General features: G+C 45.5%; 13 protein-coding genes and 1 riboswitch. Of the genes, 6 read left to right on the top strand and 7 right to left on the bottom strand.

Annotated features, from left to right (window positions below):
- Window position 1: 1 nt before the first annotated feature.
- Both Q4Q54_RS01825 and nrfA read right to left on the bottom strand, forming a co-directional pair.
- A complete protein-coding gene (locus Q4Q54_RS01825) occupies window positions 2-754 on the bottom strand; it encodes a putative porin (RefSeq protein WP_063881746.1) in 753 nt (250 codons plus the stop codon).
- Between the two features lie 257 nt (window positions 755-1,011).
- Window positions 1,012-2,415, bottom strand: coding sequence for an ammonia-forming nitrite reductase cytochrome c552 subunit (nrfA, locus tag Q4Q54_RS01830; protein ID WP_006084160.1), 1,404 nt, complete (start codon window positions 2,413-2,415; stop codon window positions 1,012-1,014).
- A gap of 225 nt (window positions 2,416-2,640) precedes the next feature.
- On the opposite strand from nrfA, the gene narQ reads away from it, so the two are divergent.
- Together narQ and Q4Q54_RS01840 are read left to right on the top strand one after the other, a co-directional pair.
- Complete coding sequence (gene narQ / locus Q4Q54_RS01835; RefSeq protein ID WP_311905942.1) at window positions 2,641-4,476, top strand: nitrate/nitrite two-component system sensor histidine kinase NarQ; 1,836 nt, start codon at window positions 2,641-2,643, stop codon at window positions 4,474-4,476.
- A complete protein-coding gene (locus tag Q4Q54_RS01840) occupies window positions 4,469-5,098 on the top strand; it encodes a response regulator (protein WP_006084162.1) in 630 nt (209 codons plus the stop codon). The genes narQ and Q4Q54_RS01840 overlap by 8 nt, the downstream gene beginning before the upstream one ends.
- Window positions 5,099-5,187: 89 nt before the next feature.
- Here Q4Q54_RS01840 and Q4Q54_RS01845 read toward each other — a convergent pair whose 3' ends face one another.
- Window positions 5,188-5,562 carry a YacL family protein gene (locus tag Q4Q54_RS01845; protein WP_311987472.1) on the bottom strand — a complete coding sequence of 125 codons (375 nt, stop codon included), beginning with the start codon at window positions 5,560-5,562 and terminating at the stop codon, window positions 5,188-5,190.
- Between the two features lie 477 nt (window positions 5,563-6,039).
- On the opposite strand from Q4Q54_RS01845, the gene Q4Q54_RS01850 reads away from it, so the two are divergent.
- Complete coding sequence (locus Q4Q54_RS01850) at window positions 6,040-7,005, top strand: zinc transporter ZntB (protein WP_012588585.1); 966 nt, start codon at window positions 6,040-6,042, stop codon at window positions 7,003-7,005.
- A 103-nt stretch (window positions 7,006-7,108) separates the two neighbouring features.
- Here the strand turns inward: Q4Q54_RS01850 and Q4Q54_RS01855 are convergent, their stop codons facing one another.
- The 3 genes from Q4Q54_RS01855 to Q4Q54_RS01865 form a co-directional block, all read right to left on the bottom strand.
- Window positions 7,109-8,230 (bottom strand): M14 family metallopeptidase, encoded by a 1,122-nt coding sequence (locus Q4Q54_RS01855; RefSeq protein ID WP_311987443.1) that lies wholly within the window; start codon window positions 8,228-8,230, stop codon window positions 7,109-7,111.
- 1 nt (window position 8,231) lies between these two features.
- Window positions 8,232-9,587 carry a lysine-sensitive aspartokinase 3 gene (gene lysC, locus Q4Q54_RS01860; protein ID WP_063881752.1) on the bottom strand — a complete coding sequence of 452 codons (1,356 nt, stop codon included), beginning with the start codon at window positions 9,585-9,587 and terminating at the stop codon, window positions 8,232-8,234.
- Window positions 9,588-9,737: 150 nt separating this feature from the next.
- A riboswitch (Lysine riboswitch) is annotated at window positions 9,738-9,912 on the bottom strand.
- Window positions 9,913-10,013: 101 nt separating this feature from the next.
- Window positions 10,014-10,448 carry a DUF3293 domain-containing protein gene (locus Q4Q54_RS01865; RefSeq protein ID WP_311987446.1) on the bottom strand — a complete coding sequence of 145 codons (435 nt, stop codon included), beginning with the start codon at window positions 10,446-10,448 and terminating at the stop codon, window positions 10,014-10,016.
- Window positions 10,449-11,036: 588 nt separating this feature from the next.
- Here Q4Q54_RS01865 and arcA point away from each other — a divergent pair.
- Window positions 11,037-11,753: a two-component system response regulator ArcA gene (gene arcA, locus Q4Q54_RS01870; RefSeq protein ID WP_006080127.1), complete on the top strand. Its 717-nt coding sequence runs from the start codon at window positions 11,037-11,039 to the stop codon at window positions 11,751-11,753.
- A 333-nt stretch (window positions 11,754-12,086) separates the two neighbouring features.
- Here the strand turns inward: arcA and Q4Q54_RS01875 are convergent, their stop codons facing one another.
- Entirely contained in the window at window positions 12,087-14,402 is a 2,316-nt protein-coding gene (locus Q4Q54_RS01875; RefSeq protein ID WP_311987447.1) for a S9 family peptidase, read from the bottom strand.
- Window positions 14,403-14,668: 266 nt separating this feature from the next.
- Between Q4Q54_RS01875 and Q4Q54_RS01880 the strand changes: the two genes are divergently transcribed.
- Complete coding sequence (locus Q4Q54_RS01880) at window positions 14,669-15,676, top strand: class 1 fructose-bisphosphatase (protein ID WP_311987449.1); 1,008 nt, start codon at window positions 14,669-14,671, stop codon at window positions 15,674-15,676.
- 629 nt (window positions 15,677-16,305) lie between these two features.
- Window positions 16,306-17,295: an NERD domain-containing protein gene (locus tag Q4Q54_RS01885; RefSeq protein ID WP_311890154.1), complete on the top strand. Its 990-nt coding sequence runs from the start codon at window positions 16,306-16,308 to the stop codon at window positions 17,293-17,295.
- Window positions 17,296-17,393 lie beyond the last annotated feature (98 nt).

The following is a 17,393-nucleotide window of genomic DNA, read 5'->3' on the forward strand; positions in this document are numbered from 1 at the left end:
ATTAGAAACGACCAGTCAGACCTAAACCAATAAATACACCATCAGCATCGGAATCTAATTCTCTAGCTAACTCAAAGTTTGCAGAGAAGCTATCAGATAGACGTAACCAATAAGCGGTTTTTAATACGAAAGTATCATCATGACCATCATCAGTATAACCTAGACCAACAGACCATGATTTAGTCACATACCAATCAGCACCTAAATTGAATGTGTCGTCAGAATCTTGATGTGTCCAGTTTGCGCTCAAATCAACACCAGTGGTTGATTGCAGTGCAATAAAGCTACGCACTTTTAAACCGTATGATTCTTCGATGCTATCGCTGCCATCGTTATAGAAAGCAGATACTGCAGAGCTATCGTTGAAGTAATAACCGACTTCTGCACCGTAGGTGTTCCAGTCAAAACTGCCGATTTCAGAACGTTGATAGTTAGCAGCAATAAACCATTTAGAAGCAAATACATAAGTGCCATCAACACCAATGGTATCTAAATCTGATTCATCATAATTGCTGTAATTAACACCAACATTAGACGTTTGAGCTAAAAATCCATTAAGCGCATAAGGACCTTTAGTTTGGTCAACTGGGCTAATGTAGTAACGATAATTCGCGTTCCACAGACCATCGCTGAACTCTTCAGAATTTGCGCTATATTTTAGGCCTGCTTCATGCTGAAATGAGTTATCTTGTGCAGCAGCGGCATTAACACTTACGAAACCTAATAATATTGCAAGCGCGGTAATTTTTTTCATCAAAGTATTCCCTTATATGATTATAAGCTAGGAGTAAAAGATGAAGATAACGAAGAAACAATCTCAGCATTGCTTATTCCATTATCATTAATATCCATTTAAATTTTTTATTTAAACGAACCTGCTCTCCTAGCGGAGCACACCTTAATGCAAAAAATATAGAATTGAAATAAAAATTTAATATTTACCCTTTAATAAAGGATATAAAAAAGCTCCCTATATAGGAGCTTTTTATTATTTTGAAGTCTACTTAAGTATTATTTATAAGTGGCTTCGCGTTTTTTCGCTTCTTCATCCCACTTAGGTAACATGTCCTTCTTAAATGCTTCTTTCTCAGCATTCATTTTTTCCATGTCCATACCTAAAGCGGCTTGTGCCTTAGCTTTAGTCGAAATATCAGGGATCGCGATAGGATCTGTGATGCCTTTTTTCGCCAACAGTTGCGCTAATTTAACCCGCGCATCAGCCGCTTTATCTACCGCGGTACCTAAAATACGTAAGACTTCTTCAGGAGCGTGAGCAGCAGCGCCGTGTGAAGCAATCGCATAGTCCCAACGCCATTGTGAATGACGGATATCGGTTAGAATAGGCTTCATTTCCGCTTCAGTTGCACCCGCTTTCCAAGCGGCTGCGGCTTCAAAGTGCGCTTTCACCAGTTGTGCTTCGGCGCGGCCTTTAAGCTCTTTTACTTTCGCTTTACGTTCGTTGGTCAAGCCGACTAAGAACTCTTTACTTTGGCTGTGGCACGTCGCGCAGGTTTCTTCAAAACGATCAAATGGGTTACCCACTTTATGATCTGTGTACTTACGACCCTTGTCGTTAGTCACTTTTGGCATGTGACAATCAACACAGCTCACATCGTTCTTACCATGAACACCGAGTTTCCAAGTTTCATAACCAGGGTGCTGCGCTTTTAACATAGGGGTTTTAGACAGCGCATGCGTCCAGTCGGAGAACTCAATACCGTCGTAATAGGTTTCCATTTGCTCAACGGTTGTGCCCATATCCCAAGGGAATTTAACGAAACCTTTTCTGCCTTCTTTTTTCTCGAAATAGTATTCAACGTGACACTGACCGCAGACCATAGATTGCTTGTCTTTTTTAGACGCTTTGGCAAACGGTGTACCTAATGCTTCCATACCACGTTCAGCAAAGGGGCGAGAGATACGCAGTTTAGGCGTGCCTTTCTCATGGCAGTCGCCGCAGCCTATAGTATTGACGACTTCTGGGCCGCCCTTGGCCCATTTACCTTTAAAGTAACCATCTTCGCCTTGCTCTTCAATTAAGCGAGGTACATCAGGGCTCTTACAGCTCCAACAAGCCATAGGCATTGGACCATCTTCCGCGTTGGCTGGTGCGCCAGTTCGCAGAGTGTTACGCACATCCGTAATGGCATACATGTGGCCACGTGGTGCGTTGTAATCTTTCGCAAAACCATAACCTGCCCACAGCACGACTAAGCTCGGGTCCGAGGCTAACACATCGGTATTTTCAGTGCTTTTATCTGTGTCATGCCAGCTAGCGTATTGATTAGCAAATTTGTCTTTATAAACTTCGTTGCGAGGCTCAGTTTTATCACTCGCCATTGCGCCCGCCGCCATGAAGCTGGCGGCAACCAGTGCACTTAGTGCAAAGGACTTACCTGTCATCTTCTTCATCATCTCATCTCCGTGTTGCATTATTGTTGTAAATCACGACATCTCCATGGTCAAACTTAGTGACTTAATCCCGCTAAACATATACCTCTTAGGGGGTATCTAGGTCGAAGTTTGCGCTAGATCAAAATGTAAAGGTGTTGTTGTTCACACTTCTATACTTTTGTTAATGTATTACATTATTTTCTAATGTAAAAACCACTGCAAAGTGCCATAACAGCGGCCATTAAAATGAATAGCGGATTAATGAAACGAGGCAGTCTAACCTCAAAAATCTTAGGATTAATGTTAGTACTCATTCTGCTTTCTAGCAGTTTATCGACCTTTGCTATCATCAATTTGTCTTACAGCTTGGGCGACGCTAAGGCGATTAACGCCTCGGGTTCTTTGCGGATGCAAAGCTACCGATTGATGTTTTACGCCAACTCTGGCAGTGATGCTGCGCTCGATAAAATCATCGAATTCGAAAACACCCTCTATTCCGATACCTTAAAGCCTTCAGATAGTTGGTTTAGTCCACGTAAGATTGCCGATCAATACCAGCTCGTGATCGATAAATGGCTGGTGATGAAATACTACATAGAGCAAGAAAACTCCCGCGACTATGTGGCGTCACTTAAGGACTTTGTCGACACCATAGATTTACTGGTATTGGAGATGGAGCACCACGCCGCCTTTAAACTCAGGCTCCTCGCCGCCAGCCAAATATTAGGCTTAAGCGTCATGCTCATTATCGCCTTTGTGGCGGTGCGTTTTACTAAGAAGAAAGTGGTAATCCCACTGCAAAAGCTTATGGAATCGGCGAATACTATTTCTAAAGGCAATTTTGAAATCGAAATGCCCGAAACCGAATATATCGAACTCACAGCGCTCACCCATGCCCTGCAAAAAACCGCCAAGGAACTCGCTATGCTTTATGGCGATTTAGAGTCGCAGGTGGCAGAGAAAACCTTAGCACTCACTCGGGCCAACAATGAGCTGGCATTTTTATACGATAACCTACTGACATTAAACGCAAATAAGCTCGATTACAAAGCGCTCAAAGCGGCACTAAATCAGTTAAAAGGCTATGAGTCACTCGACTACCTTAGGCTCATTATCCAGTATCCAGAGCAAGAGCTTGAAGTGATTGAGGCCGATGGCGGCTGGCCAGATATGACTCAAGAGAGTACCCGTTTCCCGCTACAATTTGAGCAAGCAAATCTGGGCTACTTAGAGTTGATTGCCGATCAAACACCGAATATCGCGCTATTTAAAAATTTCGCGATTATGCTGACTCGCTCAATCGTGATCCACAACGCCACAGAGCAAAGGCAACAACTGGCACTGATGGAGGAACGCGGCGTAATCGCACGGGAATTACACGACTCCTTAGGTCAAGTGCTGTCCTTCCTTAAAATCCAAATTAGCTTATTACGCAAAAACTTAGATCACAGCTGCCGCAACCCAACAATTGAGGCTCAATTAACCGAAATCAATGAAGGCGTGAGCACTGCCTATGTGCAGCTCAGGGAATTGCTGTCGACCTTTAGACTCACAATTAAAGAACCCGATCTAAAAAGTGCCCTAGAGGCTATGCTCGAGCAGCTCAGAGCCAAGACGAATATCAAGATCACCTTAGACTATAAACTTGCACCACAATGGTTAGAGGCAAAGCAGCATATTCACATACTGCAGATCACGCGAGAAGCGACTCTAAACGCCATCAAACACGCCGAGGCCAGCCTCATCAATATCCATTGTTATAAGGATGACGAGGGCATGGTCAATATCAATGTTTGCGATAACGGCATAGGTATTGGACATTTAAAAGAACGAGATCAACACTTTGGCATAGGGATTATGCATGAGCGAGCCAGCAAACTTTCAGGTAAAGTCATATTTAGCGACAACGAGATAAGCAGATTTAAACCTGCTACGGCAACCACGATTGAGCAAGGATGCAACGAACAAGACGATACACTCAAGCCTAACCATTCATTCAACCTTGTGCAGCACAGCAAAGGTTCAAGTGGTACTCGAGTGACACTTATTTTCCCCTCTCAACAGGAGCCTTCAAATGGGTAAACCTTATTCCGTACTTGTGGTCGATGACCATCCCCTGTTACGCAAAGGCATCTGCCAGCTCATTGCCTCAGATCCTGATTTCAGCCTTTTTGGTGAAGCTGGTGGCGGTTTAGACGCATTAACCGCCGTCGCCACCGATGAACCCGACATTATTTTGCTCGATCTGAATATGAAAGGCATGACAGGCCTAGATACGCTCAATGCCATGCGCCAAGAGGGCGTCACCTCGCGCATAGTGATACTCACAGTTTCCGATGCCAAACAAGATGTGATCCGCTTACTACGCGCCGGAGCCGACGGCTATTTGCTCAAAGATACTGAGCCCGATTTACTGCTCGAAAAACTCAAAAATGCCATGCTTGGCCACAGAGTTATCAGCGATGAAGTGGAGGAATACCTCTACGAGCTAAAAGATGCGACCGATGAGCAAGAATGGATTTCGAGCCTGACGCCAAGGGAGCTGCAAATTCTAGAGCAACTGGCGGAAGGCTTAAGTAATAGGATGATTTCAGAGCATTTACACATTAGTGAAGGCACAGTCAAAGTGCATGTGAAAAACCTACTGCGTAAAGCCAATGCCAAGTCGAGAACCGAAATGGCGGTGCGCTACCTTAATCAATAATCCCTGAGTTTAGCGAGGTATGGCGCAAACAATAAAGGCAATCCCATGATTGCCTTTATGTTTTTATCGAATAGGATTTAAATGGATGATTACAGACCTTTCTCGACAAACTGCTGCCAACTCAGTAGCGCCAGCTCAAAATCCTCTAAGCCACAATAGGCTTCAGATTCAGCATCATAGAGTGACATCGCCTCTTCTAATTCATACTCTTGCTCGAAACCTAACGTATTCGCAAACACCCGCGCCTGTTCACGCTCTAACTCTAAGGTGAAATCATTACCGACGAGACGCCATGCACCGCGTTTATCGGTTTTAATTTCTCTAATCATGTCTAACACTTGCTGAATTTTGGCTAACTCAGGCCCTAATTCTTCTGTAAACCATTGCCCCAGCACTTCATGATCCATGCTAAAGCTGGCCAGAAAAGTGCCGGTTAAACTGTTACGCCGAAATTCGTATTCCATTTTATTGTCTCTTTGCTCTAAGCCTACTAATGCTAATTTTAACCTATCCTTGCCGAAGTTGCTCGCCCCACGCAGCACAGCCGATTTAATACCAATCGTACCAAATATCTGTTCATTCAGCGGGAGTTCAACGCGCTTTAGGCAAGGCGAAGGCTTGAAGGCATAGTGGTGCTCTGTCGAAAGCCTTAAACGCAGTATAAAGCGCGTTGCCACGCCGTTAACATCAGCCGCCCTTCGGGAGCCACACTGGCATCCCACTCCCGTGTTGCAGTGGCTAAAAAGGGAATGACCATTCCTGCGCCAATGCGCCTTGGATTGAAATGCCTGTGAGGCTCTGAACTGATTAGATATTTAATGTGATTGGTATAACTCTATTAGCGTTGGCCTCATATCCGTTAAGCACGAGTACTGACTTCATTTTCATGGCAAAATCAGTTAGCTTGTTTGTATGATTTTGAAAGTTATATGGAATGCGATATGCACGAAGGATTTATCTACAGTTTAGTGCTAAGCGGCGCCCAAGCGGGTTCCACCTTAAGCTTGGAACAGATCGAAAAATGGGATCCGCAGGATGGTCTACTCTGGTTGCACCTTCGCTATCGCAATAAAAAGGCGCGCCACTGGATACTCAATAGCGGCCTGCCGAAGGTTGAGAGTGATGCCCTACTCGCCCAAGATACTCGCCCCCGCGCCGTTATCGCCGGCGAAGGCATATTGCTCGCGTTACGCGGCGTCAACCTCAACCCCAATTCAGCTCCCGAAGACATGGTGGCCGTGCGTATTTATGCCGATAAACAGCGGATCATATCCACCTGCGATCGCGAGTTACAGTCGGTTAAAGATGTCGCCGAGCTGATCCTTGAGGGCAATGGGCCTGCAACTACGGGCGACTTTATCGTCGCTGTCTGCGAGCGACTCACTAACCGTAAAGTCGAGTTCATCGATAAGTTAGAAGAACAACTCTCTGATTTAGAAGAGCTCGTCGTCTCAGGCAATGTTAAAGATTTACGCACCGATATCGCCGAACTGCGCCGCCAAACCGTCGCCATTCGCCGCTATTTAGCGCCCCAGCGTGAAGCCTTTTCAAAAATGATTTCCGAGCAAGTTAGTCTGTTTAACGATTCTGAGCGACTTAAGCTCAGGGAAACAAACGATAAGCTTATCCGCACCATTGAAGATCTCGATGCCCTGCGCGATAGGGCGAATGTGACTCAGGAAGAATTACTCAGTCAGCAATCGGAGCAGCTCAATAAGCGCTTATATTTCTTATCTTTAGTGTCGGCCATCTTCTTACCATTGGGCTTTTTAACGGGCTTACTCGGAGTCAATATTGGCGGCATACCGGGCGCCGACAACACATGGGCCTTCGCCACCTTCTGCGGCATATTAATCTCACTCGTCGCCCTACAGATGGCACTGTTTTATCGATTTAAGTGGTTATAGCCACCTTAAAAACAACAACGCCAATCGATTAGGATTGGCGTTGTTTTCGTTCATTCTTATAAGCTGAATGTTATGAGCTAATGCTTATGCTCTAAGCGGGCGATTATGTCGTCGGCAACTCAAACACATGAGTCATGACTTTATAAAGCTCTGTCCCTTGGTGCACAGATGCCGAAGCAAAGTGCAAAATCGGCACGCAGTCCTGCGGCAAACTGAGCGTCTTTAGCTCATCCACTGTACCGTATAAATCCATTCGCAGTAAATTCACTAAGGGCTGTCCCGCAGTCAATGGTTCACCCACTGGCGCGAGGTATTCCACTAACCCTGAACTTGGTGCGTGATACTTTTTATAGTCTTTAAGGTAACAACCAAAGCGCTGCATTTTAGCGGGGTCAACGGTTTCAGCGATCACGCCGCGGTGGCTTAAATACGCCAAAATCCCTTGGGCATCAACCAACGCATCCTCAAGACAGACGCGCTCTTGGCTCGCCAATTCTAAGGTTAACGCTGACACAGCAACGGCTAAATCTCGCCCCTGCGCTTTTGCAAAATCACTTAATTGCCACCAAGGAAAAAACGCCGCCTCATCCATGGCACCACCAAAGGTGTTGGGGATAACAAGCGTATAAGGGATCGACAAAAACTGCGCGGCAGCTAAGTCATATTCAGGACAATACAAGTGCTTACAGGATTTAGGCCCCGTATGCAGATCGAGCACTATATCCGCGCCATGGGCCATTATCTGCAAGTTGACCGCAAGCCTATGGCCGGTTGTAATGCCCCATTCATGCCGTAATTTTTGCTGACAGGCTTCAACCAAAGTACTGCGATAAGCTTGGATCAGCTCGTTATCACTGAGCTTGGCATGTTCGCTATACCAAGTTGGCAAATCGATAGCATGATTCAAATACTCACGATTCCAGTTCGCCCCCGTAATAGGGTCAAATCGGCCGAGGGTAAACTCACCACTTTTTTGGTTGATCCCAAGGGGATTGGCTAATGGTACTAAGGTGATTTCACCGCGGATGTCACAGAGTTCGAGCTGCTTCATCAACTGATAAATCACCGCATTACCTTGCACTTCAGCGCCGTGTACATTGGCCTGAATATACACTTTGGGGCCAGTCGCCTTATCGTCGCTCGGCTTAAAATGGTAAATAGGCAAGGTAAGCGCTTGCCCTGCGGCAAGCTCCCCAATTTGCAGGGACGATGTTGTCGGCGGCATATTAAGCGCCTTCGAACAGATTTTGATGCAGCGATTTCACCACTTGCGCCGCTTCCGATTCTGCCACTAACACACACAGATTATGTGGGCTGGCGCCTTGGCAAATCATCCGCACATTGTGTGGTTCTAACACTTCAAACACACGGCGACAAATACCCGGCGTGGTCGCAATGCGGTTACCGATAATCGCCACTAAGGCTAATCCATCTTCGACGCGCACCCGGCAATGCTGTGATAATTCTTGCAACAATGCCTCACTCAACAAACCTTGGCCACTTGAATCTGAGCCAGTTTTATCGAGGGTTAGAGACACGTTCACTTCTGAGGTGGTAATTAAATCCACACTGATCTTATGTCGCGCCAATGTCGCAAAGGTTTCCGCTAAAAAGCCCTGCGCATGCAGCATTTGCAAACTGTGAAGATTTAACAGGGTTTGGTCGCGGCGCAAAGCCACAGCGCGAAATACGGGCGCATCTTCCACTTGATGACGGATCCAAGTTCCGCCCTTTTCAGGCTCTTTACTTGAACCCACAAACACTTGAATTTGTTGACGGACAGCAGGAAGAATGGTCGCAGGATGCAATACCTTGGCACCAAAGGTGGCCATCTCGGCGGCTTCATTAAAACTGATTTCGGCAATCGGAAAGGCATTGGGCGCAAGACGCGGATCCGTTGTATAAATCCCCGCTACATCGGTCCAAATCTCGACCGCTGAGGCGCGTAACGCTTCGGCTAACAACGCAGCAGAATAATCACTACCGCCGCGACCTAACGTGGTCGTTTGACCTGCTTCATCGGCACCGATAAAGCCTTGTGTGACAATCACTTGTTCCGCTAACAGTGGCTGTAGATAATCACGAGCTAAAGTCGCAATCTGCTCAACCTGAGGTTCCGCGCGGCCAAAGTGGCTGTCGGTACGTAATACTCGGCGTACATCGAAGGCGCTGGAGTTAACACCTTTCTCGCGGATGACTGCTGAAAACAACGCCGAAGAACATTGCTCACCGAGGGACAACAACTCATCCATGGTCGCTTTGCTGCGTTGCGATGCGAGCGCGTCACTCAATACTGACATGCGACTCAATAATTTATCTAATGCGGCGGCCACATCGTTAGGACGACCGAGCTTATCTAAAATCGCATATTGAATTTGGGCAATTTGTTTTAATCGCTGTAATCGACCATCGTCGTTAATCGATTCTTGGGTCAATTCCACTAACAGATTGGTCACGCCACTCGAAGCGCTGACCACGACTAAACGGCAATGAGGATTAGCTAACACTATGTCGGCACAGCGATTCATAGCGTTATAGTCGGCGACTGAGGTGCCACCAAATTTTGCGACAACGAGGGACATTAGCGCACCTCCGTGAAACACGTAGGGCAAGAAATAAACGCAGATTGAATAAAATATTGATTAACTAACATGATCACACTCCGAACTAACTTCGTTCGAAGAGCCTGGTGCTCAATGATAACGCACCCCAAAAGAAGGGAAACAGCAATCGTCACCAGAAGCTCTCCACCAATTACAGGTGACAATCGTCAGGATTCAGCCTGATCGACCGACATAAATATGCAACAACCATATCTATGCCTCGGCGTTAATCTCCCTCATCAGTCATCGCTGGAGTTTGTGCTCCTCTGACCGACTACCTAGTTAACGCTCCTCTTCTGTTCCTTTCCTAGGGAAAGGGACGAAAAAAGTAGCAATAAACCCCTAATGAAGTCAATGCTAATTTCATAACAAATGAATAATTTAAATAAAATCTTTTGAAAACAACTAAGTGCTTAAATCGGGCAACTCGTATACCAGCTGCACATAATCACTAAATTTGCCTAAACACACTTCATCATGTCCGGCCAAAGTGCAAGGCACTAAGCTCACCTCCCCTTGTTCGACTACATAAATCGCGTACTGATTAAATTTCTTCCCCAATTGCAACGCCATCGTTCTATCGATAAACACGGCCCAGCTTTTTTCCATGTGGGATAAATCCGGCGCCGCGCCCACTAAAGCACGATAGAGACTGCCGAGTAATTCAATTTCACGGAGAAGTTGGCGATCGAGTAAACGGTTTTGACTGGGAGAAAGCAGCTTTGAAGCGGGATTATGAGCGGTAATAACAGCAAAGGAAAAATCATAGGATAATGCTTGAGTCAGCAAAAATAACGGCGCTTGGTAACATTGCCACAAATCTTGAGTCGTATTGTCCATTGGTAGTCTAATCGAAAAATGAACCCAAGCTAGTGTAGCAGAGTGATTGTAAAATCCAAAGAGGCGTGAACTGGCTCACAGGAATGGCAAATACATTAGTTATACTAATCAATAGCTAAAGTAAATATCATGGTAAAAACCCCGACTCACCTAAAATTTGTTAACATTTCATTTGTTAACAAATGACTAAAACGAGTACAATGTACGTACTGGTGAGTTGAAACAGATTGAGCAAGATGCTTATCGTTCAATACAGTTTGTTACATATATCGCTTTAAGTAACGTGAACTGACCGGGCATCTGTTTAAAATGTGTTCTACATTTGATTTGTCTTTTAAACATTTAAAAAAAACAATAGTTAAGGAACTTATTCTAACTATTGCTTATCGAAGTTGGTACTGATTACGTTTTCTCGTATTACACTTAAACGTGCACTTAATCTACATCCAGATATAGATGTCACCGTAAAGATTTTCCTTTTGAGCACAAAGCAGTTCAAGGAAGTATCAACGCTTTTATGAATATAAGAGCCCGAAGTAAGTTGCTCTTATTGGTTAGTATAAACTGATTAAAATTTAGGTAAATAATATGCAAAATCCGCACATTCTGATCGTTGAAGATGAAGCCGTTACCCGTAACACGCTGAGAAGTATTTTCGAGGCAGAAGGGTATGTGGTAACTGAGGCCAATGATGGCGCAGAAATGCATAAGGCTATGCAGGAAAACAAAATTAACTTGGTCGTTATGGACATTAACTTGCCAGGCAAGAATGGCCTGTTGTTGGCACGTGAACTACGTGAAATCAACAACATCGGTCTGATCTTCCTGACAGGTCGTGACAACGAAGTCGACAAAATCCTTGGACTTGAAATTGGCGCGGACGATTATATTACCAAGCCGTTCAACCCACGTGAATTGACGATTCGTGCTCGTAACCTTCTGACTCGCGTCAACAGCGCTGGTGCCGAAGTCGAAGAAAAGAGCTCAGTAGAATACTATCGCTTCAACGATTGGAGCTTAGAGATCAACAGCCGTTCATTAGTGAGCCCGCAGGGTGAGTCTTACAAACTGCCACGTAGCGAATTCCGCGCTATGCTGCACTTTGTTGAAAACCCAGGCAAAATTTTGACTCGTGCCGATCTACTGATGAAAATGACTGGCCGTGAACTTAAGCCACACGATCGTACTGTAGACGTGACTATCCGTCGTATCCGCAAGCATTTCGAAAGCTTGCCAGATACGCCAGAAATCATCGCGACTATTCACGGTGAAGGCTATCGCTTTTGCGGTAACTTAGAAGGCTAATTGCCCGCTAAGCGACACTCGCATTAGCAACAGGATTGATTCGATAAGCATCAATTCACAAAAAACCAGATCCTAGGATCTGGTTTTTTTATGTCTAAAATTTAGCGAATCAGATTAATAGGCGACGCTTACAGAGTTAAGAGTCAGACTGATGGCAAAGCCGATGTCCAAAATAGAGACGAAAATATTCTTATAAAACAGAAGTATAATTATAAAACAAGCTCCACCTATCAGCGCTAATGAGAGCGAGTGATGTAAGAGCTAAACAAGGAGCGAGCCTACAACGTATGGCATACGCAAGCAGGCCCGCTCTCTATCTCGCGCTACTTAGCGCTACTTAGCGCTTTTCAGCTGTCTATCGAGGAAATCTGCCAGTGAGCGATATAAGTGATTACGCACTTTCTCGCCACGCATCGAATGTTTAGATCCAGGATAATCGATCATCTGGAACAACTTGCCTTCATCCTGCAGTGCTTTATAAACCCGAGTGCTGTTTTCAAACAAAACGTTATCATCGGCCATACCGTGATACATCAACAGACCCGATTGATAGTTTTTCACATAGGGAAACACGCTGCTGGCTTCATAACCCTTTTCATTCCCCTCGGGATGAGCTAAATAACGCTCAGTATAATGGGTGTCATATAAGCGCCAGTCGGTGACAGGAGCCCCCGAAATCGCGGCTTTAAAGTAATCGGGCGCCTTAAATAGACTCATCAAGGCCATGTAACCGCCGTAACTGTGGCCGTAAATTGCCACATTATCGGCATCGACAAATAGCAGACTGCGTAAATAGTCCACTCCCACTTTTTGATCCTTGACTTCAGCTTCACCCAAGTGACGGTAAATCACTTGCTCAAACTTTGTGCCCCTGTGGGCGCTGCCGCGGTTATCCAACTGGAACACCACATACCCTTGTTGCACCAGATACTGGGTCAAGTAGTCCTGCTCACTCCAGCTATTAGTCACTAACTGGGCGTGCGGCCCACCGTAAACTCGCACTACGACAGGGTATTTCTTGCTTGCATCGAAGGGAACGGGTTTGAATAAACGGGTTTGCAGCACTTGGCCATCTTCGGCTTTCAGTTCACCAAATTCAGGGATTTGCCATAGTCCCGCATAATCATATAAAGGATGACCTTGCTTAACCGCATTTTGCTCGACCCAAGCCAGTTGCTGGCCCTCGTCACCGTGTAAACTGATTTGCGGTGGCTGAGATAAGCTGTTGAAATAATCCAGATATACGCTCTGATTATCGGCGAAAACAGGATTGTGCATCCCCGCTTGCTTGCTCACGCGCTCAACCTTGCCGCCCGCTAAAGGCACGCGATAAAGCTGTTTTTCAATTGGCGTGTCTTTACGGCCGGTGAAATACACCCAGCCTGCGGTTTCATCTATGTATTCCAACTCATCGACAGCCCACTCGCCCTTAGTCAATTGCGTTTTGAGTTTGCCTTTTAAGTCAAAAAGATATAGATGATTAAAGCCGTCACGCTCAGACGCCCAAATAAAGGCAGACTGCTGTTTTAAGAAATGCAGATCGTTATTGAGGTTTACCCAAGCATCACTGCGTTCTTTCACTAAGGTTTTTGGCTTAGTCAGTGCATCTAACGCCACTAACTGCAAATCGAGCTGATGTTGATCGCGGCTCTGCCACTGGAACGACAAGTGTTTGCTATCGGGCAACCAATCGACACGCGGCAGGTAAATGTCTTTGCTCTTGTCTTTGCTATTCTCTTCGCGCAGGCTCACCCAATTGATGGCCTTATCTTTTAGCGTGACCACACCTAATGCGATGTCGACGTTGTTTTTACCTGCGGCTGGGTAACGCTGCTCGGTAAGTTTAATGCCATCGGCATAGATCTCATTGCGCGTCACTTGCTCGACCGCAGATTCGTCGATACGGGTGAAGGCGATAGCCGATTCATCGGGCGCCCACCAGTAACCGGTCATGCGATCCATTTCTTCTTGAGCGACAAACTCAGCCATGGCATTTTTAATTGCCCCGCCGCCATCGGTCGTCATAGCTTGGAGTTTTTTCGTCGTCAGATCTAACACATACAAATTTTGATCCCGCACGAAAGACACAAAATGCCCCTTGGGCGATAAGCGTGCATCTGTGGCAAACCCTTCGCCAATCAGCAATTGAGTCACGCTATTGTCGACGAGGGAAAAGTAATACAGATTGCCAGAAGCGGGAATTAATAGCGCTTGGCTATCATCGGCCCAGAAGTACTCCATAATCCCTTCGCCATAAATACGTTGGCGTTCGCGGCGCGCTTTTTCTTCATCGGATAATTCATTGGTCGCGAGTTTATCGGCATTTAATAGCAGGCTCGACTCACCAGTTTTGACATCCATCTGCCAGAGATCATAAAAACTTTGATTATCTTTACGGCCAGCAAGATAGGTAACCCGCAGCCCATCGGGTGACAATTTTAAGCCACGGGGACTGGTGCCCGCTAAGGCAGGTGAGGCATTCATTCGCTCAATCGTCAGTGGCAGTTTGCCACCTTCCATTGCCAAAGCTGGGGTGGTTGTTGAAATCATAGCAGTCGAAATCATGGCCATTTGGCTCGCTATCAGTAGGGGAACGGCGCGCACCTTAAGTGAGCACGCAGGGAACCAAGTTAACCTATTTTTAATCATTATTATTCCTTGGAAGTATAATCGCCTAAGATGTCAGCGATTAAAAACAAGCCGACATTGTGCCAGAGGCAAACCCCAAATAGAAATAGCATGCAATATACAGATACAAATTAGGAGCATCTCGTCGGCTCAGTCCAAATAATCCCTAAAAGCCCTAATATTCGCTAAAAGCATCAGCAACATCGCTGAAATTGTCGACTAACTGAGTTATCATTCGCGGCAAATAACGAAATTGACCTCATTGTTGAACCTCTAAAGGACATAACATGCAGACTCTGGCCCAGCACCTGACCTCACAGGCAGTGAACGACTCCCTTTCCCACCTGATTTTAACCTTAGCCGACACCTCAAAAGCCATTAGCCATGCCGTTCGCCACGGTGCGCTTGCAGGCGTGTTAGGCGCGACTGAGCAAGAAAACGTCCAAGGTGAAACCCAGAAAAAACTGGATATCATCACCAACGACATGCTCAAAGATGCATTAAAAGCTGACGGTACAGTGCGCGGTTTGGCATCGGAAGAAGAAGATCATGTGGTTGAAGTCAGCCCAAATGGCCAATATCTAGTGTGTTTCGACCCGCTCGATGGCTCATCTAACATTGATATCAACTCGTTAGTCGGCACCATTTTCTCCATATTACCAGCAACAAAGGGGCCCGCCCCTGCTGGCGAGTTAACTGAAACAAGCTTTTTGCAATCGGGCCGCAATCAGTTAGCCGCAGGTTATGTGCTCTACGGCCCATCAACCATGCTCGCCCTCACGACAGGCCAAGGCGTGCAACTCTTTACCCTACACCCAGAAACCAACGAATTTTTACTGACCAACGCGGCCATGAGCATTAGCCCAGATACCCAAGAGTTTGCCATTAACATGTCGAACCAACGTTTTTGGGAAGCGCCAATGCAGACCTATATTGCCGATTTACTGCTCGGTAAAATAGGCCCACGCGAAAAATCCTTTAACATGCGCTGGATTGCTGCCATGGTCGGCGATGTACACCGCGTGCTATCCCGTGGCGGTATTTTCACTTACCCGACCGACAATAAAGATCCGAAAAAGCCTTACAAACTGCGCTTGATGTACGAAGCCAACCCAATGGCTTTTTTAGTCGAACAAGCCGGCGGTAAAGCCTCAACGGGTTATGAAACCATTCTGGATATTCAACCAACGCAAATTCACCAACGTGTTGCGGTGATTTTAGGCAGCAGCAACGAAGTCGACGCTTGCCTAAGCTACCATGGATTAGATTACAGCGAAGAGCCAAATATAGAGTAAGCTCAATCGCTTAAGCTTTGATTTTTATGATAAAAGCCACTGACCACAGTGGCTTTTTTGCTGTCGCGTAATGCGACATTTGAGTTTTATACGGCTTTACCGCCGGAGTAATTGCGGCCTTACGGCCGAGGTGAATCAAAGTCGTGGTTCTTCAACCCACACCCGACCAAGGAGGACTGCTCGTCCTGTCCTCCTTGGATTCTCCAAGACGCCCCTAGCGAAGTTACATGCATTGAATACTGGCTTCGTGCTTATTCGAAAATAGCTAACGCTTCCGATGGCTCCGCTTTACATCCATGTAAAGCCCCCCAGTTCGGCAGTCCCTGCCTCTCGCTCATAAGCGCGAAAATCACCGATTTTCATTCGCCCCTTCCCCCCGAAAGCTACGCAGACATCCTGTCTGCGTCACGCGCCATTCTTTCAATAAAGAGTCTTCAACGCCCTTCAGCAACTTCGCAGGGGAAGGTGAACTTCTGTAACTTCTGTGTTGGATGTAACTCCCCAAAGATTTGTACTTTCCCATCTTTGAGCTACGTTAACGTTTAGCGATTTTTGTCTTTATCTTTCAATGGCAAAGTGGGTATTATGAGGCTGATTATTATCAAGTTATGAATGGACGCTGTTGATAAATGATTCTAAAAACCAAAACACTTCAAAATACCCAAACACCACAGGCTATCGCGGGTCAAAAACAAGAACAGGATGTTGCCTTCTATTTGCGTCGCGCCTTCAAAGATCATCCAGAAGTGTTGGTCATCAATGATTTTCGATTCACCTTTAACAACGAAACCGCGCAAATTGATCACCTAATTATTTATCCCTATGGTTTTGTTTTAATTGAGTCTAAAAGCATAAAAGGTCAAGTGGATGTAAACCAACATGGCGAATGGACTCGCAGTCACGGCAATAACTGGTTTGGTATGCCATCACCAATCAAGCAAGTTGAACTGCAACAATCGCTGCTTAAAGAAATGCTAAAACAGCATCGAAGTGAAATACTCGGTAAGTTACTCGGGATAAAACAACAAGGTTTCGGTATGCGCTGCTGGGATCATTTATGCGCGGTCTCAAGCGACGCGGTAATCAACAGAGAAACTATGCCTACGGCAGTTTCAGAGCAATTAGTTAAAACCGAATTTTTAGTCGAGAAGCTTGAAAAGATCATGAATCTTAAAAGCAAATTCTTCCGACTGATAAATATGAGTGATACCCGCCCAGATTTTAATCAAGAAGAACTTAATTCAATTGCTAAATTCTTAATCGATCGACATATAGACCCATATCAAGCAACAACTGAAATACCTCCCACTGAAACACGACAAGTCAAAGAGCCTGTTGCCTCCTTTGACGTTAACAAAGTGGCAGAAGCAAAGAACCAAGCAATAACGCAACCAACAACAAACAGCATTCTTTGCTGCAAACATTGCGGAGAATCAACAAACTACACTCCAATGTACGGTAAGTTTGGTTACTACATAAAATGCAATCAATGCACCAAAAACACGCCAATGAAACAAGCATGCCCACAGTGTCAAAGTACACAAACGAAAATAACTAAAGCTAAAGAGACCTACACATTACATTGTAATGATTGTGATAACCATTATAGGGTTATCTAAACGAAATCAATTAGGATACTCATAATTTTGTCTACTACAGCGAACATGAAGCCCTATAAAATTAAGTTGAGGTACTTTTTATTACCAGTACTACTGCA

The sequence above is a fragment of the Shewanella sp. SP2S2-4 genome, assembly GCF_031932025.1.
In the GTDB taxonomy this organism is placed as follows: Bacteria; Pseudomonadota; Gammaproteobacteria; order Enterobacterales; family Shewanellaceae; genus Shewanella; species Shewanella baltica.

Excerpts from the sequence above, each read along its gene's own strand:
- Q4Q54_RS01825 (WP_063881746.1), bottom strand. The coding sequence starts at position 754 with ATGAAAAAAATTACCGCGCTTGCAATATTATTAGGTTTCGTAAGTGTT.
- nrfA (WP_006084160.1), bottom strand. The coding sequence starts at position 2,415 with ATGATGAAGAAGATGACAGGTAAGTCCTTTGCACTAAGTGCACTGGTT.
- narQ (WP_311905942.1), top strand. The coding sequence starts at position 2,641 with ATGAATAGCGGATTAATGAAACGAGGCAGTCTAACCTCAAAAATCTTA.
- Q4Q54_RS01840 (WP_006084162.1), top strand. The coding sequence starts at position 4,469 with ATGGGTAAACCTTATTCCGTACTTGTGGTCGATGACCATCCCCTGTTA.
- Q4Q54_RS01845 (WP_311987472.1), bottom strand. The coding sequence starts at position 5,562 with ATGGAATACGAATTTCGGCGTAACAGTTTAACCGGCACTTTTCTGGCC.
- Q4Q54_RS01850 (WP_012588585.1), top strand. The coding sequence starts at position 6,040 with ATGCACGAAGGATTTATCTACAGTTTAGTGCTAAGCGGCGCCCAAGCG.
- Q4Q54_RS01855 (WP_311987443.1), bottom strand. The coding sequence starts at position 8,230 with ATGCCGCCGACAACATCGTCCCTGCAAATTGGGGAGCTTGCCGCAGGG.
- lysC (WP_063881752.1), bottom strand. The coding sequence starts at position 9,587 with ATGTCCCTCGTTGTCGCAAAATTTGGTGGCACCTCAGTCGCCGACTAT.
- Q4Q54_RS01865 (WP_311987446.1), bottom strand. The coding sequence starts at position 10,448 with ATGGACAATACGACTCAAGATTTGTGGCAATGTTACCAAGCGCCGTTA.
- arcA (WP_006080127.1), top strand. The coding sequence starts at position 11,037 with ATGCAAAATCCGCACATTCTGATCGTTGAAGATGAAGCCGTTACCCGT.
- Q4Q54_RS01875 (WP_311987447.1), bottom strand. The coding sequence starts at position 14,402 with ATGATTAAAAATAGGTTAACTTGGTTCCCTGCGTGCTCACTTAAGGTG.
- Q4Q54_RS01880 (WP_311987449.1), top strand. The coding sequence starts at position 14,669 with ATGCAGACTCTGGCCCAGCACCTGACCTCACAGGCAGTGAACGACTCC.
- Q4Q54_RS01885 (WP_311890154.1), top strand. The coding sequence starts at position 16,306 with ATGATTCTAAAAACCAAAACACTTCAAAATACCCAAACACCACAGGCT.